The organism is Streptomyces sp. NPDC003393 (assembly GCF_053589015.1).
Genome location: NZ_JBSFRB010000012.1, coordinates 45,271 through 69,601, shown reverse-complemented (window position 1 = coordinate 69,601; position 24,331 = coordinate 45,271). Strand labels below are relative to the sequence as shown.

At 69.2% G+C, this 24,331-nt stretch carries 19 protein-coding genes; 17 read left to right on the top strand and 2 right to left on the bottom strand.

Annotated features, from left to right (window positions below):
- Positions 1-60: 60 nt before the first annotated feature.
- Positions 61-1,347, top strand: a complete 1,287-nt coding sequence (gene clpX, locus ACWDUZ_RS14930) for an ATP-dependent Clp protease ATP-binding subunit ClpX (RefSeq protein ID WP_086724555.1) — start codon at positions 61-63, stop codon at positions 1,345-1,347.
- Positions 1,348-1,424: 77 nt separating this feature from the next.
- On the opposite strand, the gene ACWDUZ_RS14925 is transcribed toward clpX, so the two are convergent.
- On the bottom strand, positions 1,425-2,381 hold the full coding sequence (locus tag ACWDUZ_RS14925) for a hypothetical protein (protein ID WP_451632218.1): 957 nt from the start codon (positions 2,379-2,381) through the stop codon (positions 1,425-1,427).
- Between the two features lie 136 nt (positions 2,382-2,517).
- Between ACWDUZ_RS14925 and ACWDUZ_RS14920 the strand changes: the two genes are divergently transcribed.
- From ACWDUZ_RS14920 to ACWDUZ_RS14865, 12 genes are all read left to right on the top strand, one after another.
- Positions 2,518-5,142, top strand: coding sequence for a valine--tRNA ligase (locus ACWDUZ_RS14920; RefSeq protein ID WP_451632217.1), 2,625 nt, complete (start codon positions 2,518-2,520; stop codon positions 5,140-5,142).
- Positions 5,143-5,331: 189 nt separating this feature from the next.
- Entirely contained in the window at positions 5,332-6,873 is a 1,542-nt protein-coding gene (gene folC / locus ACWDUZ_RS14915; protein WP_451632216.1) for a bifunctional tetrahydrofolate synthase/dihydrofolate synthase, read from the top strand.
- Between the two features lie 6 nt (positions 6,874-6,879).
- On the top strand, positions 6,880-7,242 hold the full coding sequence (locus ACWDUZ_RS14910; protein WP_451632215.1) for a DUF4233 domain-containing protein: 363 nt from the start codon (positions 6,880-6,882) through the stop codon (positions 7,240-7,242).
- Positions 7,243-7,296: 54 nt separating this feature from the next.
- Complete coding sequence (gene ndk, locus ACWDUZ_RS14905; RefSeq protein ID WP_451632214.1) at positions 7,297-7,710, top strand: nucleoside-diphosphate kinase; 414 nt, start codon at positions 7,297-7,299, stop codon at positions 7,708-7,710.
- A 293-nt stretch (positions 7,711-8,003) separates the two neighbouring features.
- The gene (locus ACWDUZ_RS14900) at positions 8,004-9,023 is read left to right on the top strand and encodes a rod shape-determining protein (RefSeq protein ID WP_030381728.1); all 1,020 of its coding nucleotides are present in this window, start codon (positions 8,004-8,006) and stop codon (positions 9,021-9,023) included.
- Between the two features lie 163 nt (positions 9,024-9,186).
- Positions 9,187-10,206: a rod shape-determining protein MreC gene (mreC, locus tag ACWDUZ_RS14895; RefSeq protein WP_451632213.1), complete on the top strand. Its 1,020-nt coding sequence runs from the start codon at positions 9,187-9,189 to the stop codon at positions 10,204-10,206.
- A gap of 15 nt (positions 10,207-10,221) precedes the next feature.
- Positions 10,222-10,899 carry a rod shape-determining protein MreD gene (mreD, locus tag ACWDUZ_RS14890; protein WP_451632212.1) on the top strand — a complete coding sequence of 226 codons (678 nt, stop codon included), beginning with the start codon at positions 10,222-10,224 and terminating at the stop codon, positions 10,897-10,899.
- Between the two features lie 152 nt (positions 10,900-11,051).
- Positions 11,052-13,316 carry a penicillin-binding protein 2 gene (gene mrdA / locus ACWDUZ_RS14885; protein ID WP_451632211.1) on the top strand — a complete coding sequence of 755 codons (2,265 nt, stop codon included), beginning with the start codon at positions 11,052-11,054 and terminating at the stop codon, positions 13,314-13,316.
- Positions 13,313-14,512, top strand: a complete 1,200-nt coding sequence (rodA, locus tag ACWDUZ_RS14880; RefSeq protein ID WP_451632210.1) for a rod shape-determining protein RodA — start codon at positions 13,313-13,315, stop codon at positions 14,510-14,512. Before mrdA ends, rodA begins: the two co-directional genes overlap by 4 nt.
- A 79-nt stretch (positions 14,513-14,591) precedes the next feature.
- On the top strand, positions 14,592-16,169 hold the full coding sequence (locus ACWDUZ_RS14875) for a CYTH and CHAD domain-containing protein (protein ID WP_451632209.1): 1,578 nt from the start codon (positions 14,592-14,594) through the stop codon (positions 16,167-16,169).
- A gap of 70 nt (positions 16,170-16,239) precedes the next feature.
- Positions 16,240-18,180: a TIGR03960 family B12-binding radical SAM protein gene (locus ACWDUZ_RS14870; protein WP_451632208.1), complete on the top strand. Its 1,941-nt coding sequence runs from the start codon at positions 16,240-16,242 to the stop codon at positions 18,178-18,180.
- A gap of 1,006 nt (positions 18,181-19,186) precedes the next feature.
- Positions 19,187-19,540, top strand: coding sequence for a hypothetical protein (locus ACWDUZ_RS14865; protein ID WP_451632207.1), 354 nt, complete (start codon positions 19,187-19,189; stop codon positions 19,538-19,540).
- A gap of 120 nt (positions 19,541-19,660) precedes the next feature.
- On the opposite strand, the gene ACWDUZ_RS14860 is transcribed toward ACWDUZ_RS14865, so the two are convergent.
- Positions 19,661-20,449, bottom strand: coding sequence for a hypothetical protein (locus ACWDUZ_RS14860; RefSeq protein WP_451632206.1), 789 nt, complete (start codon positions 20,447-20,449; stop codon positions 19,661-19,663).
- A gap of 664 nt (positions 20,450-21,113) precedes the next feature.
- Between ACWDUZ_RS14860 and ACWDUZ_RS14855 the strand changes: the two genes are divergently transcribed.
- The 4 genes from ACWDUZ_RS14855 to ACWDUZ_RS14840 form a co-directional block, all read left to right on the top strand.
- On the top strand, positions 21,114-21,686 hold the full coding sequence (locus ACWDUZ_RS14855) for an NADPH-dependent FMN reductase (RefSeq protein ID WP_451632205.1): 573 nt from the start codon (positions 21,114-21,116) through the stop codon (positions 21,684-21,686).
- 350 nt (positions 21,687-22,036) lie between these two features.
- Complete coding sequence (locus ACWDUZ_RS14850; protein ID WP_451632204.1) at positions 22,037-22,993, top strand: DUF5996 family protein; 957 nt, start codon at positions 22,037-22,039, stop codon at positions 22,991-22,993.
- Between the two features lie 221 nt (positions 22,994-23,214).
- Complete coding sequence (locus tag ACWDUZ_RS14845; protein ID WP_451632203.1) at positions 23,215-23,466, top strand: hypothetical protein; 252 nt, start codon at positions 23,215-23,217, stop codon at positions 23,464-23,466.
- A gap of 91 nt (positions 23,467-23,557) precedes the next feature.
- A partial coding sequence (locus ACWDUZ_RS14840) for a hypothetical protein (protein ID WP_451632202.1) occupies positions 23,558-24,331 on the top strand: 774 nt, incomplete at its 3' end.

Here is a 24,331-nt window from a genome sequence, read left to right as displayed (position 1 = left end):
ACCAGGAGCCGCTGGACCGCAAGGTGTCCAGGCGTCTCCCAGGCGAAGGGGAAGCACACCGTGGCACGCATCGGTGACGGCGGCGATCTGCTCAAGTGCTCGTTCTGCGGCAAGAGCCAGAAGCAGGTCAAGAAGCTCATCGCAGGGCCCGGTGTGTACATCTGCGACGAGTGCATCGATCTCTGCAACGAGATCATCGAGGAGGAACTCGCGGAGACCAGCGAGGTGCGCTGGGAGGAACTGCCCAAGCCCCGCGAGATCTACGAGTTCCTGGACGGCTACGTCGTCGGGCAGGAGGCCGCCAAGAAGGCCCTGTCCGTCGCGGTGTACAACCACTACAAGCGCGTCCAGGCCGGGGAGAACGGTGGCGGCCAGGGCCGCGAGGACGCCATCGAGCTCGCCAAGTCCAACATCCTGCTGCTCGGCCCCACCGGTTCCGGCAAGACCCTGCTGGCCCAGACTTTGGCCCGGATGCTGAACGTTCCGTTCGCCATCGCCGACGCCACGGCGCTGACCGAGGCCGGCTATGTCGGTGAGGACGTCGAGAACATCCTGCTCAAACTGATCCAGGCGGCCGACTACGACGTCAAGAAGGCCGAGACCGGGATCATCTACATCGACGAGATCGACAAGGTCGCCCGTAAGAGCGAAAACCCGTCGATCACTCGTGACGTCTCCGGCGAGGGCGTCCAGCAGGCCCTGCTGAAGATCCTGGAAGGGACCACGGCCTCGGTCCCGCCCCAGGGCGGCCGCAAGCACCCGCACCAGGAGTTCATCCAGATCGACACGACGAACGTCCTGTTCATCGTGGGCGGCGCGTTCGCGGGCCTGGAGAAGATCATCGAGGGCCGGGCGGGTGCGAAGGGCATCGGCTTCGGCGCGACGATCCGCTCCAAGCGGGAGCTGGAGGCCAAGGACCAGTTCGAGGACGTCATGCCCGAGGACCTGGTCAAGTTCGGCATGATCCCGGAGTTCATCGGCCGCCTCCCCGTGATCACCAGCGTCCACAACCTCGACCGCGAGGCCCTGCTGAAGATCCTGGTCGAGCCGCGCAACGCCCTGGTGAAGCAGTACCAGCGCCTGTTCGAACTGGACGGCGTGGAACTAGACTTCGAGCGCGAGGCCCTGGAGGCCATCGCCGACCAGGCCATCCTCCGCCAGACCGGCGCCCGCGGCCTGCGCGCCATCATGGAGGAGGTCCTGATGTCGGTGATGTATGAGGTGCCGTCCCGCAAGGACGTGGCCCGCGTCGTCATCACCGCCGACGTCGTCCACTCCAACGTCAACCCCACCCTGATCCCGAGGGACGCCCGCGGCCGCGGCACGGGCGAGCAGAAGACGGCGTAACCGCCCGAGCGACGCGACGAGGGGCCCCGGTCACACGACCGGGGCCCCTCGTCGTAGCGGTACGTGCGTGCCCGGCGTCAGGCCTTCACGCGGACTTCCGCGCGGAACTTGGCGGTGGTCTCGGCGGCGCCCGCGGGGTCGGTGGACTTGCCCGCCAGCATGTCGGCCATGTCCATCGGGATGATCATGCCGAGCGTGCTGTGGTCGCCCCAGATGCAGACCGTCATGCTCATCGACTTCGGCTCGCCCTTGCCGCCGGTGGAGTTGTCGATCTTGGCCTGCTGGCACTTGAGGACCGCTCCGTCGAGCGCGGACGGGGAGTAGGCCTTCGGGTCGCCGACCAGGGTGACGTCCTCGTCGTCGCCGCCCTTCTTGCTCTCGTCCCTCATCTTGGCGAACATCGCGTCGACGGTCTTCTCGGGGTCGTCGATGGTGCCGTAGACGCCGTTGAACTGGATCTGCTTCATGGCCAGCGGGTTGTCCTTGTCCCCGGCCTGGTACGCGGCGCTGACGTCCTTGGGGTTGTGCACGCCCCACTTCTCGGCGTCCTTCATGTCGTCCTTCGACATGGAGCCGCTGTCACTCTGGCTCTTCTTGTACTCCGTCAGCACCGTCGCCGGAGTCGTCAGCTTGTGCGGGCCGTCGTCGGCCACCGAGCCGCCGCCACTGCCCCCGATCAGGAAGTACGCGCCCACCGCGATCGCGGCCACGACCGCCACCGCGCCGATGATCAGACCGGTCTTCTTCTTGCCGCCGCCGGGGGCCGGGGGCTGCGGGACGCCGCCGTAGGGCGGCTGCTGGCCGTACGGCGGCTGGGGCTGCTGACCGTAGGGGTTCGGCTGCGGCGGGACGCCCTGCGCGGACTGCTGGGGGTAGCCGTAACCCGGCTGCGGGGCCGACGGCTGCTGAGGGTAGCCGTAACCGGGCTGCGCGGGCGGTGCCTGCGGCGGCTGCTGGCCGTAGGGGCCCGGCTGGCCGTACGGTCCGGGCTGCTGGGGCTGCCCGCCGTACGGGCCCGGCTGGTTGTAGCTCATTACAGGGTTCCCCTCCAGATGCTTATGTGTTCCTGACATCCTGGCGCAGGCGCGCGGGGGGCAGGGCACCGGGGTGGGGACCGTTACAGAACAAATGCGGTTCGGGACCGCGCCGTGACACCTCTAAACTGGGCCCGTGACCGAGAACGCTCAGCAGCAGCCACCAGCGCCCGACACCGAACTGCCGACCCAGTACGCGCCGGCCGACGTAGAGGGGCCGCTGTACGAGCGCTGGGTAGAGCGCGGTTACTTCGAGGCGGACGCCAAGAGCGACAAGCCGCCGTACACCATCGTCATCCCGCCGCCGAACGTCACCGGCAGCCTCCACCTGGGGCACGCCTTCGAGCACACGCTCATCGATGCCCTGACGCGCCGCAAGCGCATGCAGGGGTACGAGACGCTGTGGCAGCCCGGCATGGACCACGCCGGCATCGCCACGCAGAACGTCGTCGAGCGGGAACTGGCCAAGGAGGGCAAGTCCCGGCACGACCTGGGCCGGGAGGCCTTCGTCGAGCGCGTCTGGCAGTGGAAGGGCGAGTCCGGCGGCCAGATCAGCGGCCAGATGCGCCGCCTCGGCGACGGCGTCGCCTGGTCCCGTGAGCGCTTCACCATGGACGAGGGCCTGTCCCAGGCCGTGCAGACCATCTTCAAGCGGCTCTACGACGACGAGCTGATCTACCGCGCCGAGCGCATCATCAACTGGTGCCCGCGCTGTCTGACGGCCATTTCGGACATCGAGGTCGAGTACCAGGACGACGACGGCGAGCTCGTCTCGATGAAGTACGGCGAGGGGGACGACACCATCGTCGTCGCCACCACGCGTGCCGAGACGATGCTCGGCGACACCGCCGTCGCCGTGCACCCCGACGACGAGCGCTACCGGCACCTGGTCGGCAAGCTCATCAAGCTGCCGCTGACCGACCGCTCCATCCCGGTCGTCGCGGACGAGCACGTCGACCCGGAGTTCGGCACGGGCGCCGTCAAGGTCACCCCGGCCCACGACCCGAACGACTTCGAGATCGGCCGACGGCACGACCTGCCGGCCATCGCCGTGATGGACGAGCACGCCGTCATCACCGCGCACGGCCCCTTCCAGGGGCTGGACCGCCTGGAGGCCCGCTCCGCCATCGTCGCCGCGCTGCGCGCCGAGGGCCGGATCGTCGCCGAGAAGCGGCCCTACGTCCACTCCGTCGGCCACTGCTCGCGCTGCAAGACCACCATCGAGCCGCGCCTGTCCATGCAGTGGTGGGTCAAGGTCGGACCGCTGGCGAAGGCCGCCGGCGACGCGGTCCGCGAGGGCAAGGTCAAGATCCACCCGCAGGAGATGGAGAAGCGCTACTTCGACTGGGTCGACAACCTCCACGACTGGTGCATCTCACGGCAGTTGTGGTGGGGCCACCGCATCCCGGTCTGGTACGGACCGGACGGCGAGGTCGTCTGCGTCGGACCCGACGAGGAGCCGCCGGCCGGCGACGGCTGGCACCAGGACACCGACGTCCTCGACACCTGGTTCTCCTCCGGCCTGTGGCCGTTCTCCACCCTCGGCTGGCCCGAACAGACCGAGTCGCTCGCGACGTTCTATCCCAACTCCGTCCTGGTCACCGGCTACGACATCCTCTTCTTCTGGGTCGCCCGGATGATGATGTTCGGCCTGTACGCGATGGACGGCACCCCGCCGTTCCAGACCATCGCCCTGCACGGCATGGTCCGCGACCAGTTCGGCAAGAAGATGTCCAAGTCCTTCGGCAACGCGGTCAACCCGCTGGACTGGATGGACAAGTACGGCTCCGACGCCCTGCGGTTCACCCTCGCCCGCGGCGCCAACCCGGGCGTGGACGTCCCGATCGGCGAGGACTGGGTCCAGGGCTCGCGCAACTTCGCCAACAAGATCTGGAACGCCACGCGCTTCGCCCTGATGAACGGCGCGACGGTGGACGGGCCGCTGCCGGACCCGGCGAAGATGTCGTCGACCGACCGCTGGATCCTGTCCCGGCTGAACTCCGTCGTCGCCGAAGTCGACGCCCACTACGACGACTTCCAGTTCGCCAAGCTGTCCGACGCCCTGTTCCACTTCGCCTGGGACGAGGTCTTCGACTGGTACGTCGAGCTGTCCAAGACGACGTTCCAGGCGGGCGGCGAGGCGGCCGAGGTCAGCAAGCGCGTCCTCGGCGAGGTCCTCGACGTCACGCTGAAGCTGCTGCACCCCGTGGTCCCGTTCGTCACCGAGACCCTGTGGACCACGCTCACCGGCGGCGAGTCGATCGTCATCGCCGAGTGGCCGAAGGACAGCGGCTTCCGCGACGCGGACGCCGAACGGGAGATCGAGACGCTCCAGTCGCTCGTCACCGAGGTCCGCCGCTTCCGCGCCGACCAGGGGTTGCAGCCGGGCCAGCGGGTCCCGGCGCGGCTGACCCTGGACGGCACGGCGCTCGCGCCGCACGAGGCGGCCGTCCGTCAGCTGCTGCGGCTCCAGCCGGAGGGTGACGGCTTCACCGCCACGGCGACGCTGCCGGTCGCCGGTGTCGAGGTCGCGCTGGACCTGTCCGGGGCGATCGACGTGGCGGCGGAGCGCAAGCGGCTGGCGAAGGACCTGGCCGCCGCGGAGAAGGAGAAGGCACAGGCCACGGCCAAGCTGGGGAACGAGGCGTTCCTCGCGAAGGCGCCCGACCACGTGGTCGACAAGATCCGTACGCGGCTGGCGAAGGCCGAGGAGGACATCACGCGGATCGCCGCACAGCTGGAGCGGTTGCCGCAGGCGTGAGGTTCGCACGTCGCCGAAGGCTCCGGAGTCGGTGAGGCTCCGGGGCCTTCGGTCGCCGTGGGGGCGGGACACCGGGGGAGCACGGCCACCCGCAGCCCCCTGCTCCTGCGGCGCGACCGCCCGCGGCACTGGCGCTGTGGCGGTGCGGCTGGCCGCAACCACGGCGGCGGGGGTACGTAGACTGGCCCCGTGAGTGAGCTCCCCCCAGACAGCACTGGCCCGTCTGATCCCCTCGAGTCCTTCGACGAGATCATCGCGGCCACGGAGACATCAGCCGTTTCCGCGGCGGGCGACCGGGACCCCGATCTCGCGGTGATCGAGGCAGGCAGCCGTACCCTGCGCACGCAGGGTGGTGCGCCGAGCGTCGAGGTACCCGCCCGCCCCGAGGACCCCGAGGTCGACAAGGCGCTGCGCGAGGTCGAGGCGGACCTGGCGACCCGCTGGGGCGAGACGAAGCTGGAGCCCTCGGTCGCCAGGATCGCGGCGCTGATGGACGTGCTGGGCGAGCCGCAGCGGTCGTACCCGTCCATCCACATCACGGGCACCAACGGCAAGACCTCCACCGCCCGCATGATCGAGGCCCTGCTCGGCGCCTTCGAGCTGCGCACCGGCCGGTACACCTCGCCGCACGTGCAGTCGGTCACCGAGCGGATCAGCCTGGACGGCGCCCCGGTCTCCGCCGAGCGGTTCATCGAGACGTACCACGACATCAAGCCGTACGTGGAGATGGTCGACGCCTCGCAGGAGTACCGGCTGTCCTTCTTCGAGGTGCTGACCGGCATGGCCTACGCGGCCTTCGCGGACGCTCCGGTGGACGTCGCGGTCGTCGAGGTGGGGATGGGCGGCAGCTGGGACGCCACCAATGTGATCGAGGCGGACGTCGCCGTGGTCACCCCCATCTCGCTCGACCACACGGACCGGCTGGGCGGCACGCCGGCCGAGATCGCCGGGGAGAAGTCCGGCGTCATCAAGCAGGACGCCACCGTGATCATGGCGCAGCAGCCGGTGGACGCCGCGCAGGTGCTGCTGAAGAAGGCCGTGGAGGTGGACGCGACCGTGGCCCGGGAGGGCCTGGAGTTCGGTGTCGTCGCCCGGCAGGTGGCCGTGGGCGGGCAGATGCTGACCCTGCGCGGTCTGGGTGGCGAGTACACGGAGGTGTATCTGCCGCTGCACGGCGCGCACCAGGCGCACAACGCGGCCGTGGCGCTCGCCGCCGTGGAGGCGTTCTTCGGGGTGGGCGCGCAGCGCGCGGAGCCGCTGGACGTCGAGACGGTCCGCAGGGCGTTCGCGTCCGTCACCTCGCCCGGCCGGCTCGAGGTGGTGCGGCGCTCGCCGACCGTCGTGCTGGACGCCGCGCACAATCCGGCGGGCGCCCAGGTCACCGCGGAGGCGGTCCGGGAGGCGTTCGACTTCAGCCGGCTGATCGGCGTGGTCGGGGCCAGTGGCGAGAAGAACGTGCGGGGGCTGCTCGAGGCCTTCGAGCCGATCTTCGCGGAGGTCGTGGTCACCCAGAACTCCAGCCACCGCGCGATGGACGTCGACGAGCTGGCCGGGATCGCCGTCGAGGTGTTCGGCGAGGAGCGGGTCCAGGTGGAGCCGCGGTTGCCGGACGCCCTGGAGGCGGCGATCACGCTCGCCGAGGAGGAGGGCGAGTTCGCCGGCGGCGGTGTGCTGGTCACCGGTTCCGTGATCACGGTCGGTGAGGCCCGGCTGCTTCTGGGGAAGGGCTGACATCTCGTGCGTACGCTGTGTTCCTCGACGCTGATCGGCGAGTTCTTCGTCATCGGGTTCGCCGCGCTGGTCGCGATGAAGGACCCGGATCTTTCGATGGCGAGTGTCTGGACGGTGAGCGGCGTCGCGATGGCGCTGTGCGTGCTGCTGTGCGGTGTGGTGACCCGGCCCGCCGGGGTGGCGCTGGGCTGGGCGCTGCAGATCGGGCTGGTCGCCTCCGGTGTCGTGGTGCCGACGATGTACTTCCTGGGCGCGGTGTTCGCCGGGCTGTGGTGGGCGTCGGTGCATTTCGGGCGGAAGATCGACGTGGCGAAGGCGAGATTCGCGGAGCGGTCCGCCCAGGCGCCGTCCTCCCCTGACGCTGCGTGATCGGCGCCCTGTACTCTTCGTTCACCGCACATCTGCAGGAGAAGGAGTCCCCCCGTGACCCAGCGCACCCTCGTCCTCCTCAAGCCCGACGCCGTCCGTCGTGGCCTGACCGGCGAGATCATCAGCCGTATCGAGCGCAAGGCCGGCTGGCAGATCACCGCGCTGGAGCTGCGCACCCTGGACACCGACACGCTGGAGCAGCACTACGGTGAGCACAAGGGCAAGCCGTTCTACGAGCCGCTGGTGGCGTTCATGTCCTCCGGTCCGGTCGTGGCGATGATCGTCGAGGGCGAGCGGGTGATCGAGGGGGTGCGCGCGCTGGCCGGTCCGACCGACCCGATCGCCGCGGCCCCCGGCTCCATCCGCGGGGACTACGGCGTGATCGTCCGGGAGAACCTCGTCCACGCCTCCGACTCCGAGGAGTCCGCCGAGCGCGAGGTGAAGATCTTCTTCCCCGGCCGGGGCTGATGCTGGTATTTTCTGACGTGCCGTCAGGCTTTACCTGCGCCTGACCTGGGCGGCCGTGAAAAACGGCCGCCCCGCGGCATATGCGATGCCGATCGGGGGAACGCGTGCCTCCGATGGGCCGTCTCCACAAGCGAGGCGGTACGCCATCTGCTGACAATGGCGAAGACCCTCGCGCAGTGTTCGTGCAGGCGCGTTTACGATGGAAGCCTTCACGTCACAGCACCCACCTCGCCGTACCTGAAATGCCCTCAAAGCACCCAGGGAAGGCCAGACGAATCCTGATGGGGAACTCAATGTCGTTCATCGGCCGTGACATGGCTGTCGACCTCGGGACCGCCAACACGCTGGTGTACGTCAGGGGTCGCGGGATCGTACTCAACGAGCCGTCCGTCGTCGCGATCAACACGAACACCGGTGGCATCCTCGCGGTCGGCGCCGAGGCGAAGAAGATGATCGGGCGCACGCCCGGGAACATCGTGGCCGTGCGCCCGCTCAAGGACGGCGTCATCGCCGACTTCGAGATCACCGAGCGGATGCTGCGCTACTTCATCCTCAAGATCCACAAGCGCCGGTACCTGGCCCGTCCGCGCGTCGTGGTCTGCGTGCCCTCCGGCATCACCGGCGTCGAGCGCCGCGCCGTCATCGAGGCCTCCTCCCAGGCCGGCGCCCGCCAGGTGCACATCATCGAGGAGCCCATGGCCGCGGCCATCGGCTCCGGCCTGCCGGTCCACGAGGCCACGGGCAACATGGTGGTGGACATCGGCGGCGGCACCACGGAGGTCGCGGTCATCTCGCTCGGCGGCATCGTCACGGCCCAGTCCATCCGCGTCGCGGGCGACGAACTGGACAATGCGATCATCCAGCACGTCAAGAAGGAGTACAGCCTCCTGCTGGGTGAGCGCACGGCCGAGCAGATCAAGATCACGATCGGTTCGGCGTACGACCTGGACTCCGACGAGCACACCGAGATCCGCGGCCGGGACCTGGTCTCCGGGCTGCCGAAGACCGTCGTCATCTCGGCCGCCGAGGTGCGCAAGGCGATCGAGGAACCGGTCAACGCGATCGTCGACGCGGTCAAGACGACCCTCGACAAGTGTCCGCCGGAGCTCTCCGGCGACATCATGGACCGGGGCATCGTGCTGACCGGCGGCGGAGCGCTGCTGCGCGGCCTGGACGAGCGGCTGCGCCGCGAGACCGGCATGCCGATCCACATCGCCGAGGACCCGCTGGACAGCGTGGCGCTCGGCTCCGGCAAATGCGTCGAGGAGTTCGAGGCGCTCCAGCAGGTCCTTGACGCCCAGCCACGCAGATGACACAACTCTTCGATTCCGCCGTACGAGCAGTTCTCCTCTCGTGCGGCGGATCGTTGATATAGAGGCATAAGCTCCCACAAATGGGCCCCTTGGGATCGCGCTCAGGGTCAGCGCTTCTCGGGGGCCACCCAATTTCCGACGAGGAAGGGCACGGCCGCCGCACGTGAGGGACACGAAAGAGAGCCGGCTGCTCCTGGTGCTGCTGATCGCCGTCGCGTTCGCGCTGATCACGGTGGACATCCGCGGCGGGGAGAACTCCCCGGTGGACGGCGCCCGGCAGGCCGCCGCCGCCGTCTTCGGCCCCATCGAGAACGGCGTGTCGGGCGCGGTGAACCCGGTCGGCGACGCCGTCTCCGCGGTCCGTGACTCCGGCGAGCGCCACGACCGGCTCACCGCTCTGGAGAAGGAGAACGCCGCCCTCAAGGCCGAGCTCGGCAGCGACGACCGCAACCGCAGCCGCCTGGACCAGCTCAACCGCATGCTGAAGCTGGCCGGCCAGGGCCAGTACGGCATCAAGGGCGCGCAGGTCATCGCCATAGGAGCCGCGCAGGGCTTCTCATGGACCGTCACCATCGACGCGGGCGCGCGCGACGGCATCAAGCGCGACATGACCGTCCTGAACGCCGACGGCCTGGTCGGCAGGGTCACCACCGTCGGCCCCGACTCCTCCACCGTGCTGCTCGCCAACGACCCCGACTTCACCGTCGGCACCCGGATGGAGGGCAGCGACGAACTCGGCTTCGCCTCCGGCCAGGGCGACCGCCCGCTGCGCGTGCAGCTCCTCAACGGCAAGGCGGAGGTGAAGAAGGGCGACCGTCTCGTCACCTTCGGCTCCCAGGGCGACAAGCCCTTCGTGCCGGGCGTCCCGGTCGGCGTCGTCTCCCGCGTCGACCCCTCGGGCGGCGACCTGACCCGCACCATCTACGTCACGCCGTACGTCGGCTTCACCAAGCTCGACATCGTCGGTGTCGTCGTCCAGGGCCCGAAGAAGGACCCGCGCGACGAAGTGCTGCCGCCCAAGCCCAAGCCGACCCCGACGCCCACCGTGACGGTGACGGTCACCCCGTCCGCCGACGCGAACACCAACGACGGGTCCGACGGACAGGCCACCGACGACGGGCAGTTCAACGACGACGCGCAGTCCGACGACGGCGCGCAGTCCACCGACGACCAGCTGCCGTAGGAGCGAGAAGTCCCCATGCGCATCAACCGGATTCTGCTCTCCACCGCGCTGGTGGTCGTGGCCCTGGTGATCCAGGTGAGTGTCCTGTCCCGGCTGCACCTGCCGGGCGCCGTCCCCGACCTGCTGCTGCTCACCGTCCTCGGGCTGGCCATGGTCTACGGGCACGTCGGCGGCGCCCTGGTGGGCTTCGGCGCCGGGCTGCTCGCCGACCTCGCCCCGCCCGCCGACCACGCCGCCGGCCGCTACGCCATGGTGCTGTGCGTCATCGGCTACCTCGCCGGGCTCATCAAACCCGAGACCGGGCAGGTGAAGTCGGCCACCGGCCCGATGACCGTGGTGGTCGCCGCCGCCCTCGGCTCGACGCTGCTGTACGCCGGTGTCGGCGCCCTCGTCGGCGACACCGCCGCCCGCCATGTCGGCCTGCCCGGCCTGCTGATCAGCGCCGCCGTCTACGACCTGCTGCTCGCCCCGTTCGTCGTGCCCGGCATCATGGCGCTGGCCCGGCGCTCCGAGCACGACCCGCTGTCGGAGACCTCGGGCGCCAGACAGGCCACGGACATCTCCTCCGGCTGGCTGTCCTCCGGTACCGGGCTGCGCATCGGCGGCCAGCGCGGCGCCCTCGGCGGCCTGAAGACCAGAGCCCGCGCCCGCAGCACCCGGGTCGGCCGCATCAAGGGGGTCAAGCGACTGTGACAGCACGGCAGTCGACCGCCTCCGGCGGTCACGGCTCCATGGGACACGACCCGTACCGGCGCCACCGGCGCGCCACGTACCGGTCCGACGTCCGTCAGCACCACGCAGACCGGCACGGCTCGCTCGCGCACTGAGAGGGGGAGGCAGCACCAGTGACCAACATTCCCGAGACCGGCAGGACCCCACGGGTCCGGACCCGGCTCGTCGTGATCCAGATCCTCGTCCTCTCCCTGCTCGGCACCCTCGGTGGCCGGCTGTGGTACCTGCAGATCCGGGAGGGCGCCCAGTACCAGAAGCAGGCCTCCGGCAACCACGTCCAGCAGGTCGTCCAGCCCGCCCCGCGCGGCTCGATCCTGGACGCCCGCGGTGTGCCGCTCGCCGACAACGAGACCCGGCTGGTGGTCTCCGCCTCCCGCACCGACCTGCTCAAGCAGAAGGACGACGGCAAGGCGGTCCTCACCAAGCTCGCCGGCGTCCTCGGTATGAGCCCGCAGGAGGTCATGCAGAAGGTCCGGCTGTGCGACGCCGAGACCCCGCAGCCCTGCTGGAACGGTTCGCCGTACCAGCCCATCCCGATCACCGACGAGGCCACCCCCAAGCAGGCCCTGCAGATCCGGGAGCGCTCCGAGGACTTCCCCGGCATCACCGCCGAACCCGAGGCCGTGCGCAGCTACCCCGGCCCCGGCAAGTCCAACACCGCGCAGGTGCTCGGCTACCTCTCGCCGGTCACCGACGAGGAGGTCCAGAAGGCCAAGGACACCTCCTCGCCCTACCTGCGCTCCGACATGGTCGGCCGCTCCGGCCTCGAGCGCCAGTACGACCAGGCGCTGCGCGGCAAGGCGGGCGTGACCCGCTACGAGGTCGACAACCTCGGCCGGGTCATCGGCAAGGCCAAGTCCGACGTCGCCGAGCCCGGTTCGAACTTGGTCACCAGCATCGACGCCCGGGTCCAGCGGGTCGCCGAGTACGAGCTGGACAAGGCGATGAAGGCCGCCCGCCAGCAGTTCGACAAGATCACCGGCACCAACTACAAGGCGGACTCCGGCGCCGTCGTCGTGATGGAGGCCAAGACCGGCCGCATCGTCGCCATGGCGTCCGCGCCGACGTACGACCCGAACGTCTGGGTCGGCGGCATCTCCGCCAAGGACTACAAGGCGCTCACCGGCAAGGACTCCGACTACCCGCTGCTCAACCGCGCCACCCAGGGCCAGTCCGCGCCCGGTTCGACCTTCAAGGTCGTCTCCACCGCCGCCGCGGTCCAGGCCGGCTACGACTTCAACGGCAAGTACCCCTGCACCAGCTCCTACTCGGTCGGCGGCCAGGTCTTCATGAACTTCGAGGGCGAGAACTTCGGCCCCATCTCCCTCGGCAAGGCCCTCGAGGTCTCCTGCGACACCGTCTTCTACGGCCTCGCCGACAGCGAGTGGAAGAGGGACGGCGGCATCAACCCCAAGAAGGGCCAGCCCAAGGACTGGTTCTTCAAGACCGCCCACCAGTTCGGCCTCGGCAAGAGGACCGGCATCGACCTGCCCAACGAGGTCACCGGCCGCGTCCCCGACCGCCAGTGGAAGCTGGACTACTGGAAGGCCAACAAGGACACCTGGTGCAAGTCCGGCAAGAAGGACGGCACCTACGTCGAGAAGATCTTTTACGAGAACTGTCTCGAGGGCAACAAGATGCGCGAGGGTGACGAGATCAACTACTCCATCGGGCAGGGCGACACCCTCCTCACCCCGGTCCAGGAGGCCGTCATCTACGGCGCCATCTCCAACGGCGGCACCATGTACACCCCCACCATCGGCAAGGCGATCGTCAGCCCCGACGGCAAGCACGTCACCGAGATCAAGCCCCGGTCGCACGGCAAGCTGCCGATCACCAAGGCGACCCGCGACATGATGGACGAGGCCCTCGCCGCCGTCGTCACCCGCGGTACCGCCGCCTGGAAGTTCAGCGGCTGGCCGCAGGACAAGATCCCGCTGCACGCCAAGACCGGTACGGCCGAGGTCTACGGCAAACAGACCACGTCCTGGCTCGCCACCTACAGCAAGGACTACACGGTCATCATGACCATCTCCCAGGCCGGTACCGGCTCGGGCGCCTCCGGTGAGGCGGTGCGCAACATCTACAGCGCCATGTACGGCGTCCAGGCCGACGGCTCCATCGACAACAAGAAGGCCCTGCTGCCCACGCCGCAGAAGAGTCTGCCGAAGATCCAGCCGGACGGCACCATCGCCGCCCCGAAGATCCCCGGCGACCCGGCCAAGGATCAGGAGAAGATCGCCGAGGAGGTCGCCCAGCAGGGCGGCATGACCGGCCCGGACGACGAGCAGACGCCCGCGACCACGGCGTCCCCGACGGACAACCGCGACACCCGCAGGCGCCCGCGCGGCAGGAGAGGCCGGAGGAGCACCGCATGACCGGCGCCAACAACTTCTCCGTCTCCGGATACGGACCGCAACGAGCCGGCTGGACGCGTCTGTTCGCGCGCGACTCGGTGACCCGCCGGCTGGACTGGCCGATGCTGCTGGCCGCGCTGGCGCTGTCCGCGATCGGCACCGCTCTGGTCTTCTCCGCGACCCGCAACCGCACCGAGATCAACCAGGGCGACCCGCACTACTTCCTGGTCCGCCAGCTGATGAACATCGGCATCGGGCTCGCCCTGATGGTCGGCACCGTATGGCTCGGCCACCGTGCCCTGCGCAACGCCGTGCCGATCCTCTACGGCGCCTCGGTCTTCGGCATCCTGCTGGTGCTCACCCCGCTCGGCGCCACCATCAACGGCAGTCGCAACTGGATCGTCCTCGGCGGCGGCTTCTCCCTCCAGCCCTCGGAGTTCGTGAAGATCACGATCATCCTGGGGATGGCCATGATGCTCGCGGCCCGGGTCGACGCCGGTGACCGGATGTACCCCGACCACCGCACGGTGCTCCAGTCCCTGGGCCTGGCCGCCGTACCCATCCTGATCGTGCTGCTCATGCCCGACCTCGGCACGGTCCTGGTCCTGGTGACCATCATCCTCGGTGTGCTGCTCGCCTCCGGGGCGTCCAACCGGTGGGTCTTCGGCCTGCTCATCACGGGCACCCTCGGCTGCGTCGCCATCTGGCAGCTGCACGTCCTGGACGAGTACCAGATCAACCGGTTCGCGGCCTTCGCCAACCCCAGCCTCGACCCGGCCGGCGTCGGCTACAACACCAACCAGGCCCGGATCGCCATCGGCTCCGGCGGACTGACCGGCGCGGGCCTCTTCCACGGCTCCCAGACCACCGGGCAGTTCGTCCCCGAACAGCAGACCGACTTCGTCTTCACGGTCGCGGGGGAGGAGCTGGGCTTCGTCGGCGCGGGCCTGATCATCCTGCTCCTGGGGGTCGTGCTCTGGCGGGCCTGCCGCATCGCCCGCGAGACCACCGAGCTGTACGGCACCGTCGTCGCCGCCGGGATCGTCGCCTGGTTCGCCTTCCAGGCCTTCGAGAACATCGGCATGACCCTGGGCATCATGCCGGTCACCGGCCTGCCCCTGCCGTTCGTCTCCTACGGCGGCTCGTCGATGTTCGCGGTCTGGGTGGCGATCGGCCTGTTGCAGTCGATCCAGGTGCAACGTCCGATGTCGGCGTGAGGCCTCGGAAAGGACGCCTTCCCGGATCGAACGGTACCGGGGGGCGCCCCCGGGGCCCCGGGGCGCCTACATTCGGTTCATGGCGGCCACCAAGCGCGAGATCGAGCGGAAGTACGAGCCCGGACGGCCGGACGAACCGGGCGGGTCACGACGGCCGGGCGGTGCCGGCGGTGCGGGTGGTCCGAAGGCGGGCGGCCTGCCCGACCTGACCGGCGTCGGCCCGGTCGCGGCCGTCGTCGACAAGGGCGTCGCCGAACTGGACGCCGTCTACTACGACACCCCCGACGAACGCCTCTCCGCCGCCGGGCTCACCCTGCGCCGGCGCACCGGCGGCACCGACGCGGGCTGGCACCTCAAGCTCCCGGTCGCCCCCGGCGTACGCGACGAGATCCAGGCCCCGCTCTCCGACACCGTGCCGCCCGACCTCGCCGGGCTCGTCCGCTCCCGCGTCCGCGACAGGGAACTGCGGCCCCTGGTCCGCCTCCGCTCCGCACGAGCCGTCAGCCACCTCCTCGACGACGACGGCACGCTGCTCGCCGAGGTGAGCGTGGACACCGTGCACGCCGAGCGGCTGACCGGCGACGGCGGCACCGCCCGCTGGACCGAGATCGAGGTCGAACTGGCCGACGGAGGCGAACCGGCCCTCCTGGACAAGGTGGACAAACGGTTCCGCAAGGCCGGTCTGCGCCCCTCGGCGGCCCCCTCGAAACTGGCCCGCGCCCTCGCCGAGACCGCCCCGCCGGCCCGCTCCCGCACGACCCCCGAACCCGCCCCCGCCACCGCCGGCGACCACGTCCTGGCCCATCTGCGCGCCCAGCGGGACACCCTCGTCGCCCTCGACCCGGCCGTCCGCCGCGACGTCGAGGACTCCGTGCACCGCATGCGCGTCACCACCCGCCGGCTGCGCGGCGCCCTGCGCAGCTACGCCCAGATCCTGGACCGCACCGCCACCGACCCGCTCGGCGAGGAACTGAAGTGGCTCGGCGGCGAACTCGGCCTCGACCGCGACCAGGAAGTGCTCACCGAACGCCTCACCACAGCCCTGGACGCCCTGCCCGCCGAACTCGTCACCGGCCCCGTCCGCACCCGGCTGCGCTCCTGGTCCGCAGAGCGCCGCGGAGGCTCCCGCCGCCGCCTCCTCGACGTCCTGGACGGCGGCCGGCACCTGCGGCTGCTCGACGCGCTGGACGCCCTCCTGGCCGACCCGCCGCTGCGCCCGGCCGCCTCGGGGGCACCGGCCGAGGTGCTCACCCGGGCCGTGCGCAAGGACTTCGCGAAGCTGGCCACCCGGCTCGAACACGCCCTCGCCCTGCCGCCCGGCACCGACCGGGACGTCGCCCTGCACCAGGCCCGCAAGCAGGCCAAGCGGACCCGGTACGCCGCGGAGGCCGCCGTGCCCGCCCTCGGCGAGGCGGCGGCCGGGGTGGCCCGGGCCGCGAAGACGCTCCAGAGTCTGCTCGGCGACCACCAGGACAGCGTCATGACCCGCGAGGCCCTGCGCGACCTCGCCGCCCGGGCTCAGCGGGCGGGGGAGAGCTCGTTCACGTACGGGGTGCTCTACGGGCGGGAGGAGCGGCGCGCGGCCGAGCTGGAGGCGGAGCTGCCCGGGACGTGGGCCGACCTGCGGCCGTACGGGTCGGCCCTGCGACCGGGTTAGGCTTGATGGTCACACTCCCCCAGCCGTCGGCCGGGGGGACCCCAGTCAGCTCACGAAGGTATATCCCGCGATGTCTGTCGAGTCGGTCTTCCCACAGCTCGAGGCCCTGCTCCCGCATGTGCAGAAGCCGATCCAGTACGTGGGCGGCGAGCTCAACTCCACCGTCAAGCCGTGGGACGGCTGTGACGTCCGCTGGGCGCTCATGTACCCGGACGCGTACGAGGTCGGCCTGCCCAACCAGGGCGTGCAGATCCTGTACGAGGTGCTCAACGAACAGGACGGCGTCCTCGCCGAGCGCACCTACAGCGTGTGGCCCGACCTGGAGGCGCTGATGCGGGAGCACGGCGTCCCGCAGTTCACGGTGGACTCCCACCGCCCGGTGAAGGCCTTCGACGTGTTCGGCCTGTCCTTCTCCACCGAGCTGGGCTACACCAACATGCTCACCGCGCTGGACCTCGCGGGCATCCCCCTGGAGGCCAGGAACCGCGCGCTCGAGGACCCGATCGTGGTGGCCGGCGGCCACGCGGCCTTCAACCCGGAGCCGATCGCCGACTTCATCGACTGCGCGGTCATCGGCGACGGCGAGCAGGCGGTGCTGGAGGTCACCGGGATCATCCGCGCCTGGAAGGCCGAGGGCCGCCCCGGCGGCCGGGAGGAGATCCTCTTCCGCCTGGCCAGGACGGGCGGGGTGTACGTCCCCGGCTTCTACGACGTCGAGTACCTGCCCGACGGCCGTATCGCGCGTGTCGTCCCCAACAAGTCCGGCGTGCCGTGGCGCGTGTCGAAGCACACGGTGATGGACCTGGACGAGTGGCCGTACCCCAAGCAGCCGCTGGTGCCGCTCGCCGAGACGGTCCACGAGCGCATGTCGGTGGAGATCTTCCGCGGCTGCACCCGCGGCTGCCGCTTCTGCCAGGCCGGCATGATCACCCGCCCGGTGCGTGAGCGCTCCATCACGGGCATCGGCGAGATGGTCGACAAGGGCCTGAAGGCGACCGGCTTCGAGGAGGTCGGCCTGCTCTCCCTGTCCTCGGCGGACCACTCGGAGATCGGCGACATCGCCAAGGGACTGGCGGACCGGTACGAGGACGACAAGATCGGCCTGTCCCTCCCGTCCACCCGCGTGGACGCCTTCAACATCGACCTGGCCAACGAGCTGACCCGCAACGGCCGCCGCTCGGGCCTGACCTTCGCCCCGGAGGGCGGCTCGGAGCGCATCCGCAAGGTCATCAACAAGATGGTCTCGGAGGACGACCTGATCCGCACCGTCGCCACGGCCTACGGCAACGGCTGGCGCCAGGTGAAGTTGTACTTCATGTGCGGCCTGCCGACGGAGACGGACGAGGACGTGCTCCAGATCGCCGACATGGCCACGCACGTCATCCAGAAGGGCCGCGAGGTCTCGGGCTCGAACGACATCCGCTGCACGGTCTCCATCGGCGGCTTCGTCCCCAAGCCCCACACCCCGTTCCAGTGGGCGCCCCAGCTCTCCGCCGAGGAGACGGACGCCCGCCTGGCCAAGCTGCGCGACAAGATCCGCGGCGACAAGAAGTACGGCCGCTCGATCGGCTTCCGCTACCACGACGGCAAGCCCGGCATCGTCGAGGGCCTGCTCTCGCGTGGCGACCGCCGCATCGGCGCGGTCATCCGCGCGGTCTACGAGGACGGCGGCCGCTTCGACGGCTGGCGCGAGCACTTCTCCTACGACCGCTGGATGGCGTGCGCCGACAAGGCCCTGGCCCCCTTCGGCGTCGACGTCGACTGGTACACCACCCGCGAGCGCTCCTACGAGGAGGTCCTGCCCTGGGACCACCTGGACTCCGGCCTGGACAAGGACTGGCTGTGGGAGGACTGGCAGGACGCCCTCGACGAGACGGAGGTCGAGGACTGCCGCTGGACACCCTGCTTCGACTGCGGCGTGTGTCCGGCGATGGACACATGGCCACAAGTAAGCGACAGCGGCAAGAAGCTGCTGCCGCTGACGGTCAAGAAGTCGGCTCCGACCAGCTGAAACGGGGGACTGGGGGGTGGATGAGCCGCTGCGACGCATCGCTGAGGCTGTGGCGGATGTCACAGAGGAAGACGCGGTGGCGGTACTGAGCGCACTCGGCATACAAGGGGGACGGCAGCGGCTGGCGCAGGAAGCGCTCAAAACGCCGCTGCTGCCGCCTGGAGGCTCCTCGGCCGTCCTTTCTGAGGTGGAGTGGGTCTGAGGCGTGGCACGGGGCCTGCCGCCCGGTGGTGACGTCAGCTGGTTTCCAGCGATAGGGCTGGATCGACGGGATAGCCGATAGTCCAGGCCTCCTGGACGACGTCCTTGACGGAGGCCGTGGGGTTGAGTCTGGTGATCAAGGGCCGGTCGAGGGAACGCAGGCTGTAGACGTTACGAGCACTGACGTGAGCGAGACACTCGGTCAGGTGATTGAGGCGCTGGCGGGTGGGCGAGGAGGAGGAGGAGGCTGCGCTGGCTATGGTCGGTGCTTCGCACCCTCGCCCGTCGGCACCGTCGGCCTCCTTCCGGACGCCGCTGCCGGGCCCTGGAGGTGCCCCGCAGATCGTCTCAGAGGCGGAGTGGGGCTGTGAGGGGCTCTCTCCCGGTTGTGTGCGACTGCGTGACCCATTGAGCCTTCTTCCTGCTTGGGAGGGGGTTCAATGGCGTTTTGGGCCGTCCGCTGCCGGATCCACATACAACCTGCAAGAATTCACTCGCCCATCCTCCAGCATCCTTCGAAGGGGAGGCTTTGCCTCGTTTGCGACGACTCAGACAGCCTCCTATGTCCGCCCTTGGGGCGTCCCTGGGACTGTTCGTCGTGCTGCTTTGCCTGGAGGGGTGTGCTACCAGCGCGCCAAAGCCAGCGGTGACCCGCACAGTAACGGCGACCCCAACCGTGGTCGTGAAGAGTGTCTCGGTCCAACCATCTGCGAGCGCAACCCCCACCCGTGCAACGTCCGCACCCCCGACCACCAGTTCACCGCCTGCGGTTGCCACCCGTGCCATCAAGGCGCCCCAGGGAGATGTGGCTCTCGCGGAGTGGCACGATGAAGGTGCCAGCAATAAGTGCGTCTCCGTCTCAACTCGCTATGAGAACCGGTCGGATACTGCGGTCAACACCATCACCCAGACGTTCCAGACTCTCTACACCCCTAGACACAAGGACGGCGAGTACCCGGACGAGGTGAACGGACCTACGAAGACCCTCACACAAGTGGCTGGGATTGCTCCGTATCAAGAACGCACCCTCTACTGGGACGTGTGTGCGCCCGAACTCGCCAGCAAGCAGAATCCTCCGCCATCGGACGGTATCGACGGTTTCATGAGTGAGATTGGGGCGCAGCCGAAGCAGTACTCCTGGAAGTGGAGCACACCGTAGCTGCGTCATCGACGTGCTGATACCACGGCGCAGTGGCTGTGTAGGAGCCAGACGGCAACACTCACCTGATGTAACGGGGCGGCGGAGGTCTGCCACCGTACGGATTGGCCGCCGGAGCGATTACTCCCTGGTGGGATACGCGGGGTCGGGAAGTGGGATCTCCTTCGAGCGCGACAACCAGTAGGTGCGAATCCGTGGCGGCTGGAGTGCGTAGTCGACGCAGCGCGCTGCCGGCTCGTCCAACGTTGGGTACGTCAGGTGCCAGATACCGTCCCTGTCCGGGTCGGGCTGAATGGGGAAGCCCGACAGCTTTAGCTCCCACGAGTCGATGACGCCGTTGTCCCGATCGTCGTGGACGCGGACCAGCCCGAGTGCCTGTGCCAGCCTCTCGCGTGTTCCTTCGGTGTAGACCTTGTGGTTCTGGGCCCAGTCCCTGAGCTGAAAGTGCTTGCGGAGATCCGCGCTGACGGACTGTTCCGGCGCCAGCAGCATCCGGTGGTCCATCTTGGTGGGCCTGTCCGCGCCTTCTACGAACGGGCGGTACAAGTCGCCCTGGAAGGTCACGTGGACTTGCCGGTTGCTGTGGTTGGTGACGTGAAGCGTGACACGCAGGGCCAAGAGTATGTCTTCATCTCGGGGGAAGTGCCACTCCTGCACCGCGGGCCACGGCTGTGGCCATCCAGAACTCGGGCCGAGCGGAGGCCAGGCAGGCTCTCCCAGGTGGACTTCAACCTGAGGAGCTTGGTCGTCCAGACGGCTGCGGGCTGCATCGAGGGCGACCGCCTGCGAGGACTTCAGTGCGTTCTGGCTGATGTTCGTGGAGCGGCGTGTCTCACCGGCTTGCCAAGCCACGAATAGTGCTGAGGCCGAGGTCGCCACGGCTGCGGCTATCCCCCAAGAATCTGTCATGGCTGGTGATTCTCCAGCCACAGAGGCTATGCACGCCACTCTACTGGTGAGACCGCTGGACCGGTACACGGTATGCGGTGGTCAGAGGCAGGCTGCCACTCGGTTCTGCGTTCCACCTCGCTGACGTCTCGTCAGAGAGGCGCGGCAAGAGCATGAATCATCGATCAGCGGTAGCCGACTGAAAGGACACGAAAGCGTCCGGTGGTGCACTGCCCCGGGCCGTCATGCGTGTCCAGCTGTCCGGCCATGGACACCTCCATCCAGATCGGCCCGACCGGCAAGAAACTGCTGCCGCTGACGGTCAAGAACGCAGGTCCGGCGCCGGCTGCGAGCGGGCACGCGCACTGAGGTGGGCGAGGCACTTGATCGGGTGAGCCGGCGGGGGTGACCTGGGAGGAAACGGCTGAGGCTGCCGGCTACGGTCGGCGCTTCGCCGCACTCACCCATCTCGGAGAACCGGGGCTGCGGATCTCGGCGGTCCTCGACGCCCCCTGCGCCGGCGCCGGGGAACGCGGGCGGGCCGCGGCGAACGCACGCGGTCACCTGGACGGACGTGTCGGCACGCGCTCGGTTCCCGACCGTGGTTTCGTTCCTTGCACGACTCCCCGCCCGTCAGGGCGGGCGATACGCAGGAACGCACTCCGCGCGTCGAATCGAGGAACCGATGACCATGTACCGGGTCGGCTACTTCGTGGGAAGTCTGTCGACCCAATCCATCAATCGGACGCTCTCGAAGGCCCTTATCCGGCTTGCCCCACCTGAACTGGAATTCTTCGAGATTCCGATCAAGGATCTGCCTCTCTATAATCACGACTACGACAGCGACTATCCCGCCGAGGGCAGGGCGCTCAAGGATGCCGTCGCCTCCGCCGACGCCATCCTGTTCGTGACCCCCGAGTACAACCGGTCCATTCCGGGTGCACTCAAGAACGCCATCGACTGGGCCAGCCGGCCCTGGGGGAGCAACTCGTTCGCGCACAAACCCTCCGCTGTGATCGGAGCGTCCCCGGGTGCCCTCGGCACCGCCCTCGCCCAGCAGAGTCTGCGCGGTGTCCTGTGCTTCTGCGACTCGCCGCAGATGAATGCGCCGGAGGCCTACGTCAGATTCAAGCCTGATGTCTTCACCAGCAACGGCGAAGTGCGTGACGAGCATACGGAGCGTTTCCTCCGGGACTTCATGGAGGGATTCCGGGATCACGTCGTCCGGGTTCTCACGGTGCTCCCGCCCAAAGGCTGAGCTGTGCGGGTTCGGGACCGGCGAGCGGTGCGCCGGTCAAGAGCATCGCGTCCATCACGGGGTGCGTGAGGGGGCGCAGCTCCACGAAGGCCGACTCCACCGGTTGTCACTGGGCTGAGTCTCGGACCGGAGGCTTTCCCCGGCCCGCCTCGTCATCGTGTGACGCCGTGGGCGATCCGGCACGACGCGCCGACGCGGGGGCGGGCGGTCGAGCGCGCCCGTCCCGAGCGGGGCCGGAGGCACCACCGCCGAGCAGTAGTCGCGACGCCCGGAGCCGATCAGGCACGACGTCGGGCGGCGTGGGAAAATTGGGTGGGTTCGCACTCCCCTCGACATGCTGGGAGGCTCCCGTGAGCGAACGTCTCGACGCGTGGCCGGAACTGAACCACGCGGAACTGGCGCCCATGGTCGACTACGTGAACCGCATCGTGCAGGTAGCGGGCAAATACACCCTGGACGATCCCTTCGAAGTGGGCTGGGGCAACATCGTCCTCGACGTCACACCCAGGGGACTGGGCACACCGACGTTCCGGCACCAGGACGTGACCTTCACCGTGCACTACCGGCTGCTCGACGGTGACGTCGTCGTCGAGACGGACCGCGACGAGCGGAGACTGCCGCTGTCCGGCGAGTCGGTCGCCTCGTTCTACGGGGCGTTCTGCGAGACCGCCGCCGAACTCGGCATTCCCGGGCCCCGTACGTCGCTGATCTGCGAGATTCCGGGCGCCCCGGCGACCTTCGAGGAGGATCACGCCGAACGCACGTGGGACCCGCACGCCGCCCGGCTGATGTGGCGGGCGGAGAACCTCGCCGCCGGGGGACTGGAGTCGTGGCAGGCGCCCTTCCTGGGCCACCGCCCCCGGGTGGGTGTGATGTGGGGCGGGTTCGACCTGTCCGCCACACGGCACCGGGCACGACCCACCACCCCGCCGCGCAACGCGCCGACGTTCATGCAGAACGCCCAGCTCAACGAGTACGTCTCGGTGGGCTTCTCGTTCCAGAACCTGCCCGACAGGCCGAGTATCGGCATGTACGCCTACATCTGGCCGCAGCCGGACGGTCTCGAGGACCGGTCCTGGGGCGTAGAGGGCGCGACCTGGAACGCGGACGCCGGACTGGTGCTGCTGCCGTGGGAGGTGCTGCGGCAGACCAAGGACCCGCATCAGACGATCGTGGCCTTCGGGGACGCCGTCTACCAGGCAGCGGTCGAGACGGCGGGCTGGCCCGCGGAGCTCGTCGGCCCGCGCGTCGACGGCTGGTACGCGAGCCGGACACCGGCCTCGGTGCTCCAGCAGTTGCAAGGCTGACCATTTATCCAATAGTTCGGACTGATGATGGGACTTTTAGGGGATGTCCGAACTGAGTGACCTGTCGGCATGTGCGACTGCGACCCTCGGTTGCCTTCGGACAGTACTTCGCCATTGAGTGAGGTCGGGGAATTGGGGAAGGTCTTCCGGAATCACGATCCGCGCACCTTTTCCGGGCGTCCGCGCCGGTCGGACGGCCGGCGCGGTTCAAGGGGCCTCTGGTGTGGTCGCTGATCGTCAGCAATATGCTGATGGTCACTTCGGCCATGGTGAACATCGGGAATTCCTGCCGCCGCACGCCATCGCTGATGGTCACGTACTTCTTGAGTGCCGGTTCATCGAGTCGTCCTTCCCCGGCATCGGAGTGCACGTCATGCCTTGATGAAGGCATGGATGAATCACTCGACGTGGCTGCGGCCCCCGGTGGCGAGCGCTGCCGTCGAACCATGGCCTCCACGGCGCGAAAGGTGTGACGTTCGTGATTGCGCGGCGCAAGGACGTGGCTGCGCGGAATAGGGATGCGGGACGCGCATCCATGTGCGCGTGCGCTGCGTCCATGTCGGTATGGACCTTCAGAAGCCGCCGCCGCAGCCGCGGAACCCCGAAGGGTGCCTCGTCGTCGCGGTCCGCGTTCCGTTGCGGATCGTCGTGCTCGTGCTGGTGGTCCCGGTGCGGATGGTGTGGGACGTGCTGGTCGTCGCCGGCCGCTTGCTCCGCGACACCGTGGTGCGGCCGGTGGGGCGGGCACTCCTCTGGGTCGCCTGGGCGATCCTCGTGTGGCCGTGGCTCACACTGTGGCGGTATGTCCTGGTGCCCGTCGGCAACGCGCTCCAGTGGCTCGGCCATGTCCTCCTCGTCGTGCCGACGCGGTGGCTGTACACCCACGCGCTGACCCCGCTGGGCCATGCTCTCACCTGGGTCGCGGGCAAGATCGGCACCGGTCTGGGATGGCTGTACGCGCGCGTGCTCACGCCTGTCGGCCGGGGCGTCGCCTGGCTGGTCAAGGGAATCGGCTTTCTGCTCGCCGCCGCCGGAGCGGGTGTGTCCGCCGTCGTGGCCTGGCTGGTGCGGTATCTGTTCGTCGTCCCCGCGCGGCGGCTGTACGACCGGGTCCTCGCCCCGCTCGGGCGGGCCGTGGCCCGGCTCGCGGGTGCCGTCGTCAACGGGATCGGCGCGGTCCTGTACTGGACGGCGCGCATCCTCCTCGTCCTGCCGGCCCTCGCCCTGTGGCGCTGGGTTCTGGCCCCGCTCGGGCGGGCCGTGGCCCGGCTCGCGGGTGCCGTCGTCAACGGGATCGGCGCGGTCCTGTACTGGACGGCGCGCATCCTCCTCGTCCTG